This is a genomic window from Streptomyces sp. NPDC002324 (genome assembly GCF_053593335.1).
Genome location: NZ_JBSFCF010000021.1, coordinates 144,461 through 162,359 on the forward strand (window position 1 = coordinate 144,461; position 17,899 = coordinate 162,359).

Annotated in this window: 15 protein-coding genes and 1 pseudogene; 10 read left to right on the forward strand and 6 right to left on the reverse strand. The window is 72.6% G+C overall.

Going from position 1 to position 17,899, the window contains the following annotated elements; genetic code table 11:
- Positions 1-25: 25 nt before the first annotated feature.
- The 6 genes from ACWCRJ_RS26045 to ACWCRJ_RS26070 form a co-directional block, all read right to left on the reverse strand.
- Positions 26-1,027 carry a proline racemase family protein gene (locus ACWCRJ_RS26045; RefSeq protein ID WP_450941552.1) on the reverse strand — a complete coding sequence of 334 codons (1,002 nt, stop codon included), beginning with the start codon at positions 1,025-1,027 and terminating at the stop codon, positions 26-28.
- A gap of 25 nt (positions 1,028-1,052) precedes the next feature.
- Complete coding sequence (locus tag ACWCRJ_RS26050; protein WP_450941553.1) at positions 1,053-1,949, reverse strand: dihydrodipicolinate synthase family protein; 897 nt, start codon at positions 1,947-1,949, stop codon at positions 1,053-1,055.
- A 67-nt stretch (positions 1,950-2,016) separates the two neighbouring features.
- Complete coding sequence (locus tag ACWCRJ_RS26055) at positions 2,017-3,459, reverse strand: FAD-dependent oxidoreductase (protein WP_450941554.1); 1,443 nt, start codon at positions 3,457-3,459, stop codon at positions 2,017-2,019.
- Positions 3,449-3,748, reverse strand: a complete 300-nt coding sequence (locus ACWCRJ_RS26060; protein WP_450941555.1) for a (2Fe-2S)-binding protein — start codon at positions 3,746-3,748, stop codon at positions 3,449-3,451. Before ACWCRJ_RS26060 ends, ACWCRJ_RS26055 begins: the two co-directional genes overlap by 11 nt.
- On the reverse strand, positions 3,745-4,911 hold the full coding sequence (locus ACWCRJ_RS26065; protein ID WP_450941556.1) for an NAD(P)/FAD-dependent oxidoreductase: 1,167 nt from the start codon (positions 4,909-4,911) through the stop codon (positions 3,745-3,747). The genes ACWCRJ_RS26060 and ACWCRJ_RS26065 overlap by 4 nt, the downstream gene beginning before the upstream one ends.
- A gap of 108 nt (positions 4,912-5,019) precedes the next feature.
- Positions 5,020-5,298: a hypothetical protein gene (locus ACWCRJ_RS26070; protein WP_450941557.1), complete on the reverse strand. Its 279-nt coding sequence runs from the start codon at positions 5,296-5,298 to the stop codon at positions 5,020-5,022.
- 357 nt (positions 5,299-5,655) lie between these two features.
- Here ACWCRJ_RS26070 and ACWCRJ_RS26075 point away from each other — a divergent pair, with 357 nt between their 5' ends.
- The 10 genes and pseudogenes from ACWCRJ_RS26075 to ACWCRJ_RS26120 all read left to right on the forward strand — a co-directional run bounded on the left by ACWCRJ_RS26075 (position 5,656) and on the right by ACWCRJ_RS26120 (position 17,787).
- The gene (locus ACWCRJ_RS26075; protein WP_450941558.1) at positions 5,656-7,527 is read left to right on the forward strand and encodes a glycoside hydrolase family 15 protein; all 1,872 of its coding nucleotides are present in this window, start codon (positions 5,656-5,658) and stop codon (positions 7,525-7,527) included.
- A pseudogene (locus ACWCRJ_RS26080) lies at positions 7,526-7,849 on the forward strand (potassium channel family protein); the annotation flags it as partial. The gene ACWCRJ_RS26075 and the pseudogene ACWCRJ_RS26080, both read left to right, overlap by 2 nt.
- 429 nt (positions 7,850-8,278) lie before the next feature.
- The gene (locus ACWCRJ_RS26085; RefSeq protein WP_450941559.1) at positions 8,279-9,190 is read left to right on the forward strand and encodes a glutathione S-transferase C-terminal domain-containing protein; all 912 of its coding nucleotides are present in this window, start codon (positions 8,279-8,281) and stop codon (positions 9,188-9,190) included.
- Positions 9,191-9,613: 423 nt separating this feature from the next.
- Positions 9,614-10,597 carry an amino acid ABC transporter permease gene (locus tag ACWCRJ_RS26090; protein ID WP_450941560.1) on the forward strand — a complete coding sequence of 328 codons (984 nt, stop codon included), beginning with the start codon at positions 9,614-9,616 and terminating at the stop codon, positions 10,595-10,597.
- Complete coding sequence (locus ACWCRJ_RS26095) at positions 10,594-11,379, forward strand: amino acid ABC transporter ATP-binding protein (RefSeq protein WP_450941561.1); 786 nt, start codon at positions 10,594-10,596, stop codon at positions 11,377-11,379. The genes ACWCRJ_RS26090 and ACWCRJ_RS26095 overlap by 4 nt, the downstream gene beginning before the upstream one ends.
- 62 nt (positions 11,380-11,441) lie before the next feature.
- Complete coding sequence (locus ACWCRJ_RS26100) at positions 11,442-12,470, forward strand: ABC transporter substrate-binding protein (RefSeq protein WP_450941562.1); 1,029 nt, start codon at positions 11,442-11,444, stop codon at positions 12,468-12,470.
- 58 nt (positions 12,471-12,528) lie between these two features.
- Positions 12,529-13,293, forward strand: coding sequence for a GNAT family N-acetyltransferase (locus tag ACWCRJ_RS26105; RefSeq protein ID WP_450941563.1), 765 nt, complete (start codon positions 12,529-12,531; stop codon positions 13,291-13,293).
- A gap of 14 nt (positions 13,294-13,307) precedes the next feature.
- A complete protein-coding gene (locus tag ACWCRJ_RS26110; RefSeq protein ID WP_450941564.1) occupies positions 13,308-14,561 on the forward strand; it encodes an LLM class flavin-dependent oxidoreductase in 1,254 nt (417 codons plus the stop codon).
- A gap of 20 nt (positions 14,562-14,581) precedes the next feature.
- Entirely contained in the window at positions 14,582-15,928 is a 1,347-nt protein-coding gene (locus ACWCRJ_RS26115; protein WP_450941565.1) for an NtaA/DmoA family FMN-dependent monooxygenase, read from the forward strand.
- A gap of 497 nt (positions 15,929-16,425) precedes the next feature.
- Positions 16,426-17,787, forward strand: coding sequence for an amidohydrolase family protein (locus ACWCRJ_RS26120; RefSeq protein ID WP_450941566.1), 1,362 nt, complete (start codon positions 16,426-16,428; stop codon positions 17,785-17,787).
- The last annotated feature ends 112 nt before the right edge of the window (positions 17,788-17,899 follow it).

Consider the following 17,899-nt stretch of genomic DNA (forward strand, 5'->3'; position numbering starts at 1 on the left):
CCTGGAGTCCTGAAGTCCCGGAATCCTAGAGGACGAATCCGGACGGGAACGGGTCGGAAGGGTCGAGCAGATACTGGGCCGTGCCCGTGATCCAGGCACGGCCGGTGAAGCTGGGCAGCACGGCCGGGACACCGGCCACCTCGGTCTCGCCGAGCAGCCGCCCCGTGAACCGGGTGCCGATGAAGGACTCGTTCACGAACTCGGTGTGCAGGGGAAGTTCGCCGCGCGCGTGCAGCTGTGCCATGCGGGCGCTGGTGCCGGTGCCGCAGGGGGAGCGGTCGAACCAGCCGGGGTGGATGGCCATCGCGTGCCGCGAGTGCCGGGCGGTGGCTCCGGGGGCGTACAGGTGGACGTGGTGGAGACCGCGGATCGACGGGTCCTCCGGGTGGACGGGCTCCTCCTCGGCGTTGACGGCGTCCATCAGGGCGAGCCCGGCCCGCAGGATGTCGTCCTTGCGGTCGCGGTCGAAGGGCAGGCCGAACTGCTCCAGCGACAGGACGGCGTAGAAGTTGCCGCCGTACGCGAGGTCGTAGGTCACCGTGCGTCCGTCGGCGAGGGTGATCTCGCGGTCGAGACCGGCGGAGAACGACGGCACGTTCTGCAGCGTGACCGCCTTCGCCGCGCCGTCCTCCACCGCCACCTCGGCGACGACGAGGCCCGCCGGGGTGTCCAGCCGGATGGTGGTGACCGGCTCGACGACCTCGACCATGCCGGTCTCGACGAGCACGGTCGCGACCCCGATCGTGCCGTGGCCGCACATGGGCAGATAGCCGGAGACCTCGATGTAGACGACGCCGTAGTCGCAGTCGGGGCGGGACGGCGGCTGCAGGATCGCGCCGCTCATCGCCGCGTGGCCGCGCGGCTCGTTCATCAGCAACTGCTTGACGTCGTCGCGGTGTTCACGGAACCACAGCCGTCGTTCGTTCATGGTCGCGCCGGGGATCGTGCCGATCCCACCGGTGATCACCCGGGTGGGCATGCCCTCGGTGTGCGAGTCGACGGCGTGCAGGACGAGTTTGCTGCGCATGACCGGGCCCTTCTTTCCGCTGTCGTTACGCCAGACCCGCCGCGACGGCCTTCTCGGTGGCCGCCCGGATCACGGCCTCCTGCTCCGGCAGCAGTTCCACCCGGGGCGGACGGCAGGGTCCGCCGGGCCGGCCCACGATGTCCATCGACAACTTGATGGCCTGCACGAACTCGACCTTCGAGTCCCAGCGCAGCAGCGGGTGCAACTGCTCGTACAGCCGCTTGGCCGTCGCGAGGTCACCGTCCACCGCCGCGCGGTACAGCTCGACCGTGGCGGCGGGCAGCGCGTTCGGGTAACCGGCGACCCAGCCCTTGGCGCCCGCGAGCGCCAGCTCCAGCAGCACGTCGTCCGCGCCGATCAACAGGTCCAGTTCCGGGGCGAGTTCGGCGAGCTGGTACGCGCGGCGGACATCGCCGGAGAACTCCTTGACGGCCCGGATGTACCCCTCGCCGTGCAGCTTGGCGAGCAGTTCGGGGACGAGGTCGACCTTGGTGTCGATCGGGTTGTTGTACGCCACGACCGGCAGGCCCGCCTTCGCGACCTCCGCGTAGTGCGCGAGCACCGACCGCTCGTCGGCGCGGTACGCGTTCGGTGGCAGCAGCATCACCGACGCGCAGCCCGCGTCCTGCGCCTGCTCGGCCCAGCGCCGCGACTCGGCGGAGCCGTACGCGGCCACCCCCGGCATCACCCGTGCGCCGCCGATCGCGGCGACGGCCGTCTCGACGACCTCGATCCGCTCCTCGGGCGTCAGCACCTGGTACTCGCCGAGCGAACCGTTCGGTACGACGCCGTCGCAGCCGTTCTCGACCAGCCAGGCGCAGTGCTCGGCGTACGCGTCGAGGTCGACGGAGAGATCGTCGCGCAGGGGGAGCGCGGTGGCGACGAGGACGCCGCGCCAGGGACGGTTCTCGGTGGTGGTCATACGGTTTCCCTCTCAATGGGGTGTGACATATTACTGGCGTCGCAAGTGTCGTTGCCGACGGCGGGGTTCAGGGGGTGCCGTCCTCCTCCCCGGGCTCGGGGGGCCGCCCCGCCCGTGCCAGCACGCCCAGCGGCACCGGTCGGGCGAACGGCCGCCGGGTCACCGTCTCCGCGCATCCGGCGATCCCCGCGACCGCCGGCCCGCACATCCGGCCCTGGCACCAGCCCATCCCGGCACGGGTCAGCAGCTTGACCGTCCGCACGTCCCCCGCGCCCAGCTCCCCGACGGCCTCGCGGACGGCCCCGGCGGTGACCTCCTCGCACCGGCACACGACCGTGTCGTCGGTGACCTGCTCGGTCCAGCGCGCCGGCGGCACGTACACGGTGTCGAGCACACCGAAGAACTCCCGCAGCGCCGCACGGGACTTGGTGGCCCGCGCCCACTCACCCGGGTCCGGGACCCGGCCCAGCAGGCGGGCGGCGGCCGACCGTCCGGCGATGTGGCCCTCGGCGAGGGAGAGGGCCGCGCCACCGATGCCGGTGGTCTCGCCCGCCGCCCAGACGCCCGGCACATCGGTGCGTTGCTCGTCGTCGGCCCATACGCGCGTACCGGCGGGCTCCACGCGGCAGCCGAGCGTCTCGGCGAGGTCCGTGTGCGGGAGCATGCCGTGTCCGACGGCGAGGGTGTCGCAGGGGATGCGCCGCCCGGTACCCGGCCGGACGCGCCCCTCGGCGTCGAGCGCGGCGACGGTCACGGCCTCCAGCCGGTCCTCGCCGTGCGCCTCGACGACCGTGTGTCTCACGAAGGTCCGCACCCGGCGGCGCAGCAGTTCCACCGCGTACCCGGCCCCTTCGGCGAGCTTGTCCGCCCGGCCCACCAGCGCTCCCGTACGCCGTGCCAGCGCCTTCGGGTCCGCCGACTCCACCAGCGCGGCAACTGTGACACCCGCCGCCGCGAGCCCGGTCGCCACCGGCAGCAGCAGCGGCCCGGTCCCGGCGACGACCGCCGTACGGCCGGACACCATGAGGGAGCCCTTCAGCATGGCCTGCGCGCCGCCGGCCGAGACCACGCCGGGCAGGGTCCAGCCGGGGAAGGGCAGCACCTTCTCGTAGCCGCCGGTCGCGAGGAGGACGGCGTCCGCGCGCACCTCGACGGGCTGCTCCTGGGCGGGGCCGAGCAGGGCGTGGACGGTGAAGCGCCGGGGGCCGTCGGGGTGCCGCTCCGCGCACCACACGTGGTGGTCGGGGAGGTGGGTGACGTGTCCGGCGGTGACCTGTCGTTCGAAACCGTCGCGCAGCCGCCGCCAGGTGCGCCACCGGTGGTGCAGGGCCTGCGGCCGCCGCGCGCCGAGTCCGGCCGCGGGCTGCCGGTGGAACTGGCCGCCGGGCGCCTCGGCGGCGTCGATCAGCGTGACCCGTACGCCCCCTCCGGCCGCCGCCAGGGCAGCGGCGAGGCCCGCCGGGCCGGCGCCGACGATCACCAGGTGGGGCCGCGCGGGTTCAGTGGTCATGGCCCGTCCCCTCCTGGGTGGCGATGGCGTCGCCCGGCCGGACCGGGACCAGGCAGGCCCGCTGGTTGGGGCGGCCGTTGATGGTGACCAGGCAGTCGAAGCACACGCCGATGCCGCAGAAGATGCCCCGCGGCCGGCCCGCGCCCCGGGTGGTGCGCCAGGACGTGACCCCGGCGGCCCAGAGCGCGGCGCCGACGCTCTGGCCGGGCAGGGCTTCGATGTCACGGCCGTCGAGCGTGACGGTGAAGGCGGGCCCCGGTGCGGCCCGCGCCAGTTCCAGCGGGTTCATGCCGCCTCCCCCTCGTACGTCGCGAACCGGTCCGGGCGGAACGGCGTGAGGTCCAGATCGGGCGGCCGGCCGCCGAGCACCTGCGCGATGAGCCGCCCGGTACCGGTGGCCAGCCCGATCCCGGCGCCCTCGTGGCCGCAGGCGTGGAAGAGGCCCGGGGCGCGGGGGTCGGGCCCGATCGCGGGCAGATGGTCCGGCATGTACGGCCGGAAGCCGGCGTAGGACCGCATCGCGCGCACGCCTTCCAGGAACGGGAACAGCCGGGTCGCGCCCGCCGCGAGCGCGGCGACGACGGGCAGCGAGAACGTCCGGTCGAAGCCGACCCGTTCGCGGCTCGCGCCGATCAGCACGGGCCCGGCGGCCGTGCCCTCGACCACCGGGGAGGTCTGCAGTGCCGCCGAGTCGCTGGCCACGTCGGCCACGTAGTCGGCTGCGTACACCTTGTGCCGCACCATCGGCGGCAGCGGTTCGGTGACGAGGACGAAGCCGCGCCGGGGGAGGACGGGGAGGGTGACTCCGGCGAGCGCGGCCAGTTCGCCGCCCCAGGTCCCGGCGGCGTTCACGACCGCCGGAGCGTGGAGATCGCCTCGGTCGGTCCGTACGCCGCGCACGGCACCGTCCGGCGAGCGCAGCACCTCGGTCACGGTCCGGCCGGTGAACAGCCGGGCGCCGGAGGCCCGTACGAGGTGGGCGGCGGCCAGGGTGGGCATGACCTGGGCGTCCTGCGGGTAGTGCACGCCGCCCGCGAGACCGGGCGCCAGGTGCGGTTCCAGATCGGGAAGTCGGTGGGCGGGGACGGTCACCGCCTCCACTCCGGCGGCGCGTTGCCCGGCCGCGAACCGCTCCAGCGCGGTGAGACCTTCCGGGGCGGAGGCGACGACGAGGCCGCCCTTCGCCTCGTACTCGAACGCCGGCCCCAGGCCCGGCTCGGCGGCCAGCTCCGCCCACAGCCTGCTGGACAGCAGGGCGAGTTCCAGCTCGGGGCCGGGCTCCTTGTCGGAGACGAGGATGTTGCCCTCGCCGGCGCCGGTCGTGCCGCCCGCCACCGGGCCACGGTCCACCACGACGACGCTCAGGCCCGCCCGGGCCGCGTACAGGGCGCAGGCCGCGCCCACCATTCCCGCTCCGACAACCACGACGTCGCAGGTCAGTCGCTCGGTCACGTCAGTACTATGTCACATGGCTCTGCGGCGTGGAAGCCTGTGCCGCCGCGAGCCCCGACGACGACCGTGGTCGTCAGATTCCCGTGGCCGTCAGACTCCCGTGGGCGGTCAGAGCCCGAGCCCCTGCACCATCTCGTCCACGACGATCCGGCAGCGGGGCAACGGGCGCGGGTCGGCCCGCGCGGGGAGGGGCTCGTCGTCGGTCGTGCGGGCCGCCCGGGCCGCGCGGTCCGGCGACGCGGCCACCGGGATCTCCTTCAGCCACCGCTCGACGACCCCCACCGGCAGGCCGTTGCGGCGAGCGGCGTCGCGCGCCGTGAGTCTGCCGGAGAGGATGGCCGCGAGGATGCGGATCCGCTCGGTCGGGGGAAGCTCCGAGTCGCTCAAGAGCCGGTCCTTTCCGTGAGCCGTTCATCGAGTCGTCGTCCCGTTCGCGGATGACCGTGCGCCGTGAGCAGCTTCGGACCGCGCCGGAGAGCGGCCCCTGCCGTGGCATGGCCGTCGGCCGTCCGGAAGATGAAGAACCGCGCACCGCAGATGGAGAACCGCGCACCGCCCCTCCCGGACACCCCCCGGACACCCCTCCCCGACAACACGCCCGGACACCACGCCCCGAGCCACACCCGGTCACCCTCCGGGCCGAGTACCGGAACGGCTCCCGGGCATTCCTCGCCCGCACGGTCGCGACAACTCGAACGCCCCGCCCCGCATGCCGCGAACCCGCGGCCCCTCGACACTGACCCCATGCCAGACCCCGCCCCCGACCCCCGCATCGACCCGCGCACCGGACCCGGCCGCATCGAGGACTACGCCCTCATCGGCGACCTCCTCTCCGCCGCCCTCGTCGGCAGGGACGGCAGCGTCGACTGGCTCTGTCTCCCCCGCTTCGACTCGCCCGCGTGCTTCGCCGCCCTCCTCGGCGACGAGGACAACGGCCGCTGGCGCATCGCGCCGGCCGAGGAGAACGGCCCGTACGCCCGCCGCCGCTACCGGGACGACACGCTGATCCTGGAGACGGAATGGGAGACGGCCGGCGGCCAGGTCCTGGTCACCGACTTCATGCCGTGCCGGAAGACCGGAGCCCCCAGCGTCGTACGCATCGTCGAGGGTCTCTCCGGCACCGTGGACATGCGCATGGATTTGCGGCTCCGCTTCGACTACGGCCGGGTCCTGCCCTGGATGCGCCGGCGTGACGGACATCTGACGGGGACGGCGGGGCCCGAGTCGGTGTGGCTGCGCACCCCCGTCCGGCCGGTCGCCCACGGCACCGCCCACACCGCCGTCTTCCCGGTCACGGCGGGCGAACAGATCCCCTTCGTGCTGACCTGGCACCCCTCCCACCTGCCCACACCCGACGAGGTGGACGCCTTCGAGGCCCTGCGCAGCACGGAGTCGTACTGGCGCCGCTGGCTGCGCAGGCTGACGTACGACGGGCCGTACCGTGACGCCGTCGCCCGCTCCCTGATCACCCTCAAGGCCCTGACGTACCAGCCGACCGGCGGCATCGTCGCCGCCCCGACCACCTCACTGCCCGAGGAGATCGGCGGTGTGCGGAACTGGGACTACCGCTTCTGCTGGCTGAGGGACGCGGGGATGACCCTGGAGGCGTTGCTGCGCAGCGGCTTCAAGGCCGAGGCGGACGCCTGGCGGGCCTGGCTGGAGCGGGCGGTGGCCGGACGGCCCGAGGACGTGCAGATCATGTACGGAATCGCGGGGGAGCGGAGGCTCACCGAGTGGGAGGCCGACTGGCTGCCGGGTTACGAGGGCTCGCGCCCGGTACGGATCGGCAACGCGGCCGCCGGGCAGCGGCAACTCGACGTCCCCGGTGAGGTGATGGAGGCCATCCATCTGGCCGTCGGCTGCGGACTGCGCCCGCGCCAGCACCTGGTCTCGCTGCAGGCGGTCTTCCTGGAACACCTGGAACGGGCCTGGTCCGAGCCCGACCAGGGGCTGTGGGAGATGCGCGGCGCCCCGCGCCACTACACGCACTCCAAGGTGATGTGCTGGGTCGCCTTCGACCGGGCGGTGCGGCTGGCCGAGGCCCACGCACGCCCCGGTCCGGTGGAGAGGTGGCGCGCGGTCCGCGACCGTATCCACCGCGAGGTCTGCGAGAAGGCGTTCGACCCGGAGCGGGGCACCTTCACCCAGTCGTACGGTTCCCGCGCGCTCGACGCGGCTCTGCTGCAGATCCCGCAGACCGGTTTCCTGCCGCCGGACGACCCCCGGGTGATCGGCACCATCGAGGCCGTACAGCGCGAACTCCTCACCGACGGGCTGGTGGCACGCTACTCCGCGGGCGCCGCCGACTCGCCCGACGGCCTCAGCGGCGGTGAGGGCGCCTTCCTCGCCTGCTCCTTCTGGCTCGCGGACGCCCTGCGGCTGATCGGCCGCGCGGACGAGGCCCGCGACCTGTACGAGCGGCTGCTGGAGCTGCGCAACGACGTCGGTCTGCTCGCCGAGGAGTACGACCCCCGCGCCCGCCGCCAACTGGGCAACTTCCCGCAGGCGTTCACTCACGTTCCGCTGATCCGGGTCGCCTACGAGCTGGACCGCCACGCCACGCACGCCCGCCGGGAGAACCCGAAGGCGCCGCCGCCCGGCACGAGGAGGGGGTGAGCACGGCGCACCCCGCGCCGACCTCACCTCGTACCCGAAGGCCCTGTGGTGGTCCGTCGAGACGGCCACGACCGTCGGCTACGGCGACTTCCATCCGGTGACGTTCTGGGGTCGGGTCGTCGGCGCGGTCGTCATGGGCGTCGGCATCACCACGTACGGCATGGTCACCGCCGCGATCGCCACCTGGTTCGTGGGCCGGGAGCAGAGACGCCACCAACTCAGGCACAGGGCATACGAGTTGTGCGACGAGACCGCGCATGCCCTGCATGAGCGGTTCGACCGGCTGGAGCGGATGCTCGGGGTCGGGGGTGACCGCGACTGACCACCGGGCGCCCCGTGCCAGGGGGAGGCCGACCGGTCGGTGTCCCACGCCTCGGACGCGGCGACCATTTCGCGGACACCCTCTTGACGCACGGCACGGTCGGCCCGACACTCCAGGTGGGGTATTTCCTAGTGAACAGGTAGGGAATGATGGGGCGTCTGGAGCCGGTGGTCACTCGTGTGCCGCGCGCACGCCGGCAGTCCCTCCTTCTGACCTCCCGCCGGCACATCGATCTGCTGCGCGTCTGCAGCGCGAGAAGCCCCCTGGGCTGACCCGCCCGAGCCTGCCCGACCCGCCCGAGCCGCCGACGCGGCCCGCCGCCGGCACGCGCGCGTCCGTGTACTCGCGTCACCACCGCTGCGCCGCCAACCGTGTCGGCGCGTCACCGCCCGCTCGCCAGACCGCGCGACAGAACCCCCGGGGAGACACATGTCCGCCATGCCCGTCCATGCACTGAACGCCGTCCCCTCGCCGCGGCCCCTGCCCGCCTTCAGGGGCCGGATCGGCTGCGACGCCCGCAGTGGCCACTACGCCGTGCCGCGCCGTTACCGGCTCCATCTGTCGCTGTCCTGTCCGGGTGCGCTGCGCATCGCCGTCGTCCACAGCCTCCTCGGACTGGCGGACATCTGCCCCGTGATCCTCCTGCCCGCGGTGCCCGACGGCCCCGGCGGCGAGCACTCCGCCCTGCGCCCGCTGTACGAGGCGAGCGCGCACCGCTACCCCGGGGCGGCCGTGGCGCCGGTGCTCAGCGACGACTGGTCCGGACGCATCGTCAGCACCCACGCCCCCGACATCATGCGCGACCTCGCCCGGCGCTTCGGCGGCCGCACGGCGCTGTACCCGGAGGGCGCCGAGGCCGAGATCGAGGGCGTCGCACGCCTGGTCGAGCAGGGCATGGACGGCGCCGCCCAGCGCGCCGGCCGCGCCGACGCCGACGACTCCGAGCGCCGCGCCGCGCTCGGCTCCCTGCTGCGCACCCTGCGTACGCTGGACGCCCGGCTCGCCGGACAGGAGCACCTCCTGGGCAGCGAACTCACCGTCGCCGACGTCGAGTTGTGGGTCGCGCTCGTGCGGCTCGACACGGTGCACCGCTGGCACCTGGACGCCTCCGCCGTGCACCGCGTCGCCGACCATCCGCACCTGTGGGCGTACGCGCGCCGCCTGACCGCCCACCCCGCCTTCGGCCCCCACCTCGACCTCGACGGCATCGCGCTGCGTCACCACGCGCACTGTCAGGGCCTGGAGGCGGCCGGCGCGGCCGTGCAGATCCTGGACTGGGCCTCCCATGTCCCGGACCAGGGCGTATCGTCAGACGGACAGGCGTCCCATGTGCTGGACTGACGTTGACAGCGGCCTGCCGGGCCTGAGTTACTTACGGCCACCCGCAGAGCACGAGGCCCATCGGGCCGGAAGAACGATGGTGACGGACATGTACGCAACCCCGAGGACGGCCGCATGGCGCCGCCACGGTTGCGTGCCGCTCTGCGCCGACCGCGCCGTCGATCTGCTCCGGGTCAACAGCGCACTGTGTAGCGCACGCTAGCGCGCGGTCCGGGCCCGTCCCGGCGCCGCGCTCCCGTCGAGGCCGACGGTTCTTTCGAACTCCCGAGGCACCGCACCAGCGGTCCGTCTCTCTCCGCCGGCCCCGGTTCGTGCGCATCCGTGTGTCTTCCGTGCTCTCCGTACGGCGAGCGGTCCCCGACCGCCCGTACGGCCGAAGTCGCCTGCGTCGCCCGGGGTTTCGACACTCTTCCGGAGCCCTTGATGAGTGAACCCCCAGGCACCGCCCTGTCCTTGACCGAGGCGCCGCCGCCCGCCGACACCCCGGCCGAACCCCTCGCCGCCCAGCGGGTACTGCCACTGCGCCGCCCCGGCCGCTGGATCGCCACCGCGGTCGTCCTGGTCCTCGCGGCCCAGTTCGTCCACGGCCTGATCTCCAACCCCTTCTACCAGTGGGACCGTTTCGCCTACTGGTTCCTGCGCCCGACGATCCTCGACGGACTGCTCATCACCCTCGAAGTCGCCGCCTACAGCGCGGTTCTGGGCCTGATCGGCGGTGTCCTCCTGGCTCTCGCCCGGCTCTCGAAGAGTCCGGTCCTGCGCTCGGTCAGCTGGGTCTACATCTGGGCCCTGCGCTCGATCCCGCTGATCGTGGTCCTGCTGTTCCTCTACAACTTCAGCGCCCTGTACCAGACACTCAGCCTGGGCGTCCCCTTCGGCCCGGCGTTCCTCACCTTCGACGAGTCGCGCCTCGCCACCGACATGGCCGTCGCCGTCATCGGCCTCAGTCTCAACGAGGCGGCCTACGCCGCCGAGGTCGTCCGCGGCGGCATCCTCTCCGTCGACCAGGGCCAGCACGAGGCGGCCTCCGCGCTCGGCCTGCCGAAGGGCTACCAGTTCCGCAGGATCGTCTTCCCGCAGGCACTGCGCTCGATCACCCCGAACTACGTCAACCAGCTGATCGGCCTGATCAAGAGCACCAGCCTGGTCTTCTACGTGTCACTGCTCGACCTCTTCGGCACCGCACAGGCCATGGGCTCCACCTACCCCGGCGACATCGTGCCGCTGCTGCTGGTCTCCACCGTCTGGTACCTCATCCTCACCAGCGTCGTCTCCGTCATCCAGTTCTACGTCGAGCGGTACTACGCGCGGGGCGCCACCCGCACCCTGCCGCCGACGCCGCTGCAGAGGCTGCGGGCCGGTGCCACCGACCTGCGGGCCCGCATCCGCAAGGAGGCCGCCGTATGACCGCCGGGACGCTCGACCACACGGCCGCCACCGTCGAGGTGCACGACGTGCACAAGTGGTACGGCACCCACCGGGTGCTGAACGGCGTCGATCTGACCGTACGGCCCGGCGAGGTCACCGTGATCCTCGGCCCGTCCGGCTCCGGCAAGTCCACGCTGCTCAGGGTCATCAACCACCTGGAGAAGCCCGAGATCGGCCATGTCAGCGTCAACGGCGAACTGATCGGCGTACGCCGGCACGGCGACCGTCTCAAGGAGCTGAGCGAGCGGGCGATCCTCGCCCAGCGCGGCCGGATCGGCTTCGTCTTCCAGAACTTCAATCTCTTCCCGCATCTGACCGTGCTGGAGAACGTGGCCGCGGCCCCTGTGGCGACCGGAAAGCTCGGCAGGGCCCAGGCGGACGACCTCGCCCGTGAACTCCTGGACCGGGTCGGCCTGGCCGACAAGGCGGCCGCCTATCCACGGCAGTTGTCCGGTGGCCAGCAGCAGCGCGTGGCGATCGCCCGCGCCCTGGCCCTGCGTCCCGGTGTCATCCTCTTCGACGAGCCGACCTCCGCCCTCGACCCCGAACTCGTCGGTGAGGTGCTGGCCGTCATCAAGGACCTGGCACGCGGCGGGACCACGCTGGTGATCGTCACCCATGAGATCGGCTTCGCCCGGGAGATCGCCGACCGGGTCGTCTTCATCGACGGCGGCCGGATCGTCGAACAGGGCCCGCCCTCGGAGGTCCTGGACAAGCCGCGGCACGAACGGACCAAGGACTTCCTCGGCAAGGTCCTCTGACCGAGCCCTCCCAGCTTCCCCCCACACCGCCCTCAACACACTCTCGAACGACAAGGACAGTCATGCCCACGCACACCCGGTTCTCCCGGCGCAGCCTGCTGCGCGGCATCACCGCGGCGACCGCCGCCGCCACCCTCGCCACCGGGCTCGCCGCCTGCGGGGGCGACACCGAGGCCGCGACGAAGACCGGGGCCGCCGGCACGGTCACCGTCGGGCGGCTCGCAGGCGGCGCCGCCAAGGAGACCGAGATCAAGGTCTCCGAGGTGAAGTCCATCAGCGCCAAACTGCCCGACGCCATCAAGAAGAGCGGCAAGCTGGTGATCGGATCGGGCACGCTGCCGTCCGGCAGTCCGCCACTCGGCTTCATCGGCAGCGACCAGAAGACGCTCACGGGCTCCGAGCCCGACCTCGGCAGACTCGTGGCCGCCGTACTCGGTCTCGAACCCGAGGTGCGCCAGTCGACCTGGGAGAACCTGTTCATCGGTATCGACAGCGGCAAGGTCGACGTCGGCTTCTCCAACATCACCGACACCGAGGAGCGCAAGCAGAAGTACGAGTTCGCCTCCTACCGCAAGGACGACCTGGCCTTCGAGACGAAGAAGGACAGCGACTGGAACTTCGACGGCGACTACGAGAACCTCGCGGGCAAGACGGTCTCCGTCGGCAACGGCACCAACCAGGAGAAGATCCTCCTGGAGTGGAAGGCGAAGCTGGCGAAGGAGGGCAAGAAGCCCCTCACCGTCAAGTACTTCCAGGAGAGCAACAGCATCTACCTGGCGCTGAGCAGCGGCAGGATCGACGCCTACTTCGGCCCCAGCCCCAATCTCGCCTACCACGCGGCCAAGACCGCCGGCACACCCCAGGCGACCCGGATCGCGGGCCAGTTCTCCGGCGCCGGTGAGACCCTCCAGGGCCTGATCGCCGCGACCGCGAAGAAGGGCAGCGGTCTCGCCGAGCCTCTCGCCGAGGCCATCAACCACCTGATCGACAACGGTCAGTACACCGAGTGGCTGAAGGCCTGGAACCTCCCCAACGAGTCCGTGGAGAAGTCCGAGGTCAACCCCCCCGGTCTGCCCCTCACCAACTCCTGACGATACGTCATATCACCAGCACAGCAAGCCAGTCGAATGAGGAAGGGACTCCGCCTCCGTGGCCCATCAGACCGACCTCCACGGAGGCGGAGCCCTGTCCGCACCCGCCGCCGCACTCGACATACCCGTCCTCGACAACGCCGTCTGGGCCTCCCTCGACGGCCCGCACGCCCGCTTCGCCGAACGCCTCGGCGCCGCCGCCCGCTACCCGGGCGACGTCTACGACTTCGCCGCCCTCGCCGACCCAGCGGACCCGGCCGCCTGGGCCGACCTGCACACGCTCGTCGGCGCGGAGACCGTCGTACGGATCAAACCGGTCCACGAGGTGCCGGACGGCTGGGAAGTGGTCGGTGGTGGACAGGGCGTCCAGCTGGTGGACACCGCGCTGCGGGCCGAGCACGCCCCCGAAGCGGTACGGCTCGGGCTCGCCGACGTCCCCGAGATCCTGGACCTCATCGCCCGCACCCGGCCCGGCCCCTTCCTCAAGCGGACCGTGGAAATGGGCACCTATCTCGGCATCCGGGACCGGGGCCGACTGGTCGCCATGGCCGGCGAGCGGATCCACCCGCCCGGCTGGACGGAGATCAGCGCGGTCTGCACCGACCCGGACCACCGCGGCCGGGGCCTCGCCACCCGGCTCGTCCGCGCGGTCGCCGCCGGCATCCGCGCACGCGGCGAGACACCGTTCCTGCACGCCGCCGCGGACAACATCACCGCGATCCGCCTCTACGAGTCCCTCGGCTTCACCCTGCGCCGCCGCTCCACGATCGTGGCGGTCCGAAGCCCCGGCACGCCCCGCGAGAGGGCCGTACGAACCTCCTAGGAAGGCACCCACCCGTGTCCCCAGCCGCGTCTTTCCCCTCCTCCACGCCCGCCCCCGCCTCCACGCCGTCCCCGCTGCACCTGGCCGTCGCCCTCGACGGCACCGGCTGGCACCCCGCCTCCTGGCGCGAGCCGGTGGCCCGCCCCCGCGAGGTGTTCACCGCCGCCTACTGGGCCGGCCTCGTCGCCGAGGCCGAGCGCGGGCTGCTCGACTTCGTGACCATCGAGGACGGCCTCGGCCCGCAGTCCGCGCACTTCCTGGAGCCGGACGAGCGCACCGACCAGCTCCGCGGCCGACTGGACGCCGTCCTCGTCGCCGCCCGGATCGCCCCCCTCACCCGGCACATCGGCATCGTGCCGACCGTCGTGGCCACCCACACCGAGCCCTTCCACATCTCCAAGGCGATCGCCACCCTCGACTACGTCAGCTCCGGCCGCGCGGGCCTGCGGGTGCAGATCACCGCCCGGCCGAACGAGGCCGCCCACTTCGGCCGCCGTACGATCCCGCGTATCGAGGCCTACGACAGCCCGGACGCCCAGGAGCTGGTGACCGAGCTGTTCGACGAGGCCGCCGACCACGTCGAGGTCGTGCGCCGGCTGTGGGACAGCTGGGAGGACGACGCGGAGATCCGGGACGTGGCCACCGGCCGCTTCGTCGACCGCGACAAACTGCACTACATCGACTTCGAGGGCCGCCACTTCAGCGTCAAGGGCCCCTCCATCACCCCCCGCCCCCCACAGGGCCAGCCCGTCGTCAGCGCGCTCGCCCACGACACCGTCCCGTACCGGCTGGTGGCCCGCCAGGCCGACATCGGATACGTCACGCCCCACGACACCGACCGGGCACGGGCGATCGTCGCCGAGATCCGCGCGGAGCAGCGGGCCGCCGGGCGCGCCGACGACCCGCTGCACATCTTCGGCGACCTCGTGGTTCTCCTCGACGACGACCCGGCGGCAGCGGCCGCCCGACGGCAGCGCCTCGACGCACTCGCCGGCGAGCCCTATGCGAGCGACGCCCGGATCTTCACCGGCACTCCGGTCCAACTGGCGGACCTCCTCCAGGACTTGGCCACCGCCGGTCTGTCGGGGTTCCGACTGCGCCCCGCCGTGCTGGGCCACGACCTCCCGGCGATCACCCGGGGCCTCGTGCCCGAACTGCAGCGGCGCGGCGTCTTCCGCCGGGCCTACGAGGCCGGGACCCTGCGCGGCCTGCTGGGGCTGCCCCGCCCCGCCGCCCGCTACGCCGCCGCCCCGACCGCGACCGTCTGAGCCGTAGGAGACCGACCGCCATGAGCAAACCCCTGAAGCAGATCCATCTGGCCGCCCACTTCCCGGGCGTCAACAACACCACCGTGTGGAGCGATCCCGAGGCCGGCAGTCACATCGAGTTCAGCTCCTTCGCACACTTCGCGCGGACCGCCGAGCGCGCCAAGTTCGACTTCCTGTTCCTCGCGGAAGGCCTGCGGCTGCGCGAACAGGGCGGTCACATCTACGACTTGGACGTGGTCGGCCGCCCCGACACCTTCACCGTCCTCGCCGCGCTGGCCGCCGTCACCGAGCGCCTCGGACTGACCGGCACCATCAACTCCACCTTCAACGAGCCGTACGAGGTGGCCCGCCAGTTCGCGAGCCTCGACCACCTCTCCGACGGGCGCGCCGCGTGGAACGTCGTCACCTCCTGGGACGCCTTCACCGGCGAGAACTTCCGCCGAGGAGGCTTCCTGCCGCAGGAGGAGCGCTACTCCCGCGCCAAGGAGTTCCTGGCCACGGCGAACGAACTCTTCGACTCCTGGGACGGGGACGAGATCGTCGCCGACCAGGAGACGGGCGTCTTCCTGCGCGACGCCAAGGCCGGAGCCTTCGTCCACTCGGGGCAGCACTTCGACATCGAGGGCCGGTTCAACGTCCCGCGCTCACCGCAGGGCCGCCCGGTGATCTTCCAGGCGGGGGACTCCGACGAGGGCCGTGAGTTCGCCGCCGCCGGTGCCGACGCCATCTTCAGCCGCTACGCGAGCCTGGACGCCGGCCGGGCCTTCTACACCGACGTCAAGGGCCGCCTCGCCAAGTACGGCCGCCGCGAGGACCAGTTGCTGATCCTGCCCGCCGCCACCTTCGTCCTCGGTGACACCGACGGCGAGGCCGAGGAACTCGCCAAGGAGGTACGCCGCCTCCAGGTCAGCGGTGCCACCGCCCTCAAGCACCTGGAGTTCGTCTGGAACCGTGACCTGTCCTCCTACGACCCGGACGGCCCGCTGCCCGACATCGACCCGGACGTCGGCGACACGCACATCTCCAAGGGCCGCGCCCAGGTGCGCATGTACCGCGACCCGCTCGCCACCGCCCGCGAGTGGCGGGAGCTGGCCGCCGCCCACGACTGGTCCATCCGGGACCTGGTCATCGAGACCGGCAACCGCCAGAGTTTCATCGGCTCCCCGGAGACGGTCGCGCGCACCATCGACGAGTACGTCCAGTCCGACGCCGCCGACGGCTTCATCCTCGTCCCCCACATCACCCCCACCGGGCTGGACCCCTTCGCCGACAAGGTCGTCCCCCTGCTCCAGGAGCGCGGTGTCTTCCGCACGGACTACGAGGGCCCGACCCTCCGCGACCACCTGGGCCTGGACACCCCCTCCTGACCTCCGCGACCCGGGTTCCCCCGTCCGGCGCAGCCGCACCGGCACCGCCGCCGGACGGGGCATCCCGCCCCCGCGCCCCTGGCCCTGTCGGCGCGAGAGAGCGGACGCCGTGCGAGTGCCGGCGAGCCGGCCGCCGACAGCCGCCTCGTGTGCGTGTCACGTGGCGCCCGCATCACTTGACGCCCGCCCCGTGAGGCCGTTGACTCCGCAGGGATGGGGGTGGTCGCCGTGGCGATCCGCACACACCGGCCCGACGCCGTCCGCCGGGCAGGGCGCCTCGGATCGGACCGGACGGGCGAGGAGCGCCACGAACCGGTCCGCCCCGCCCGCGCGGGGAGCGCGCGTCCCTCGGGAAGACCCCTCACCGGGACCGTCGGCGCGCCGCCTTCGTCCCGGCCGTCCCCGTCGTCGGCCGGGTCACGCGAACCGCCCGCGAAGCCGCCGCATACTGACGTTCCGTCAGCTTTCATACGCACCCACCTCTGGGAGGAACGGCGATGACCGAACGGATGCTCCTGCGCGCGGGCCATGTCGTCTCGATGGATCCGGACATCGGCGACCTGCCCCGGGGCGACGTCCTCATCGAGGACGGCACGATCACGGCGGTCCGGCGCGAGATCGACGCGGACGTGGACGCCGAGGTGCTCGACATGACCGGCCGCATCGTGATCCCCGGCTTCGTCGACACCCACCGCCACACCTGGGAGGCGCCGATCCGCGGCTGTGCCCCCGACGCCACCCTCGACGACTACTTCGTCGACGTCCTCGACACCTTCGCGCCCGTCTACACCCCCGAGGACGTGTACGCCGGCAACCTGGCCGGCACCCTGGAGTGCCTCAACGCGGGCATCACCACCCTCGTCGACTGGTCGCACATCAACAACACGCCCGAGCACCCGGACGCCGCGATCCAGGCGCTGGCGGAGACCGGCATCCGTGCCCGGTACGCGTACGGGAGCGCGAACACCTCGCTCGCCGACTACTGGTTCGACAGCAGGATCGCGGTACCCGGCGACGACGTACGCCGCGTCCGCGACCAGTACTTCGCCTCCGACGACGGCCTGCTGACCATGGCCCTGGCCACGCGCGGCCCCGGCTTCTGCACCGACGACGTCGTCACCCGGGAATGGGGCCTCGCCCGCGAGCTGGACATCCCGATCACCGTGCACGTCGCCATGGGCCGCCTCGCCGGGCGCTTCGGCATGGTCAGGCAACTGAACCAGCTGGGGCTGCTCGGACCCGACACGACCTACGTCCACTGCTGTCACCTCAGCGAGGACGAGTGGCGGATGCTGGCCGACAGCGGTGGCACGGTGTCCATCGCCGCCCAGGTGGAGACCCAGATGGGCCATGGCTGGCCGCCCGTGATGCAGGCCGTCGAACACGGGCTGCGGCCTTCCTTGAGCATCGACGTCGTCACCACCGTGCCCGGCGACATGTTCACCCAGATCCGGGCCGCCTTCGGCGCCGAACGGGCCCGGGTCAACGCCGACTGCTGGCAGGCCAACCTGCCCGTGCCGAAGACCATGTTGACGGCACGTCAGATGCTGGAGATCGCCACCCTCAACGGGGCCCACGTGGCCGGCGTGGAGGACCGTACCGGCTCCCTGACGCCCGGCAAGCGGGCCGATGTCGTCGCCCTCGACGCCACCGCCCTCAACATGGCGCCGGTGCACGACGCGGTGGCGGCCGTCACCCTCTGCGCGGACGTCTCCAACGTGGAGACGGTCATCGTCGACGGAGTGGTCCACAAGCGCGACGGCCGGCTGCTCGCGGACGTGGGCCGGGCCCGCCGCCTGGTCGAGGAGTCACGCGACCGGCTGCTGGCCGCCGTGGCGGCGAGGAAGCCGGACGCCTGACGGACCACTGACACGCGGGCCGCCGGGGGGGCCGCGGGCGGGCGGCGGGGGGGGGCCCCCGCGGGCCCGGGCCGGGGGGGGGGGGGGGGGGGGCGCCCGGCCCCCCCCCCCC

Bases quoted from the DNA above. Each gene is read 5' to 3' on its own strand.
- ACWCRJ_RS26095 (WP_450941561.1), top strand. From the start codon at position 10,594: ATGACCGCCGGGACGCTCGACCACACGGCCGCCACCGTCGAGGTGCAC.
- ACWCRJ_RS26055 (WP_450941554.1), bottom strand. From the start codon at position 3,459: ATGACCACTGAACCCGCGCGGCCCCACCTGGTGATCGTCGGCGCCGGC.
- ACWCRJ_RS26075 (WP_450941558.1), top strand. From the start codon at position 5,656: ATGCCAGACCCCGCCCCCGACCCCCGCATCGACCCGCGCACCGGACCC.
- ACWCRJ_RS26120 (WP_450941566.1), top strand. From the start codon at position 16,426: ATGACCGAACGGATGCTCCTGCGCGCGGGCCATGTCGTCTCGATGGAT.
- ACWCRJ_RS26085 (WP_450941559.1), top strand. From the start codon at position 8,279: ATGTCCGCCATGCCCGTCCATGCACTGAACGCCGTCCCCTCGCCGCGG.
- ACWCRJ_RS26100 (WP_450941562.1), top strand. From the start codon at position 11,442: ATGCCCACGCACACCCGGTTCTCCCGGCGCAGCCTGCTGCGCGGCATC.
- ACWCRJ_RS26090 (WP_450941560.1), top strand. From the start codon at position 9,614: ATGAGTGAACCCCCAGGCACCGCCCTGTCCTTGACCGAGGCGCCGCCG.
- ACWCRJ_RS26045 (WP_450941552.1), bottom strand. From the start codon at position 1,027: ATGCGCAGCAAACTCGTCCTGCACGCCGTCGACTCGCACACCGAGGGC.
- ACWCRJ_RS26115 (WP_450941565.1), top strand. From the start codon at position 14,582: ATGAGCAAACCCCTGAAGCAGATCCATCTGGCCGCCCACTTCCCGGGC.
- ACWCRJ_RS26050 (WP_450941553.1), bottom strand. From the start codon at position 1,949: ATGACCACCACCGAGAACCGTCCCTGGCGCGGCGTCCTCGTCGCCACC.
- ACWCRJ_RS26060 (WP_450941555.1), bottom strand. From the start codon at position 3,748: ATGAACCCGCTGGAACTGGCGCGGGCCGCACCGGGGCCCGCCTTCACC.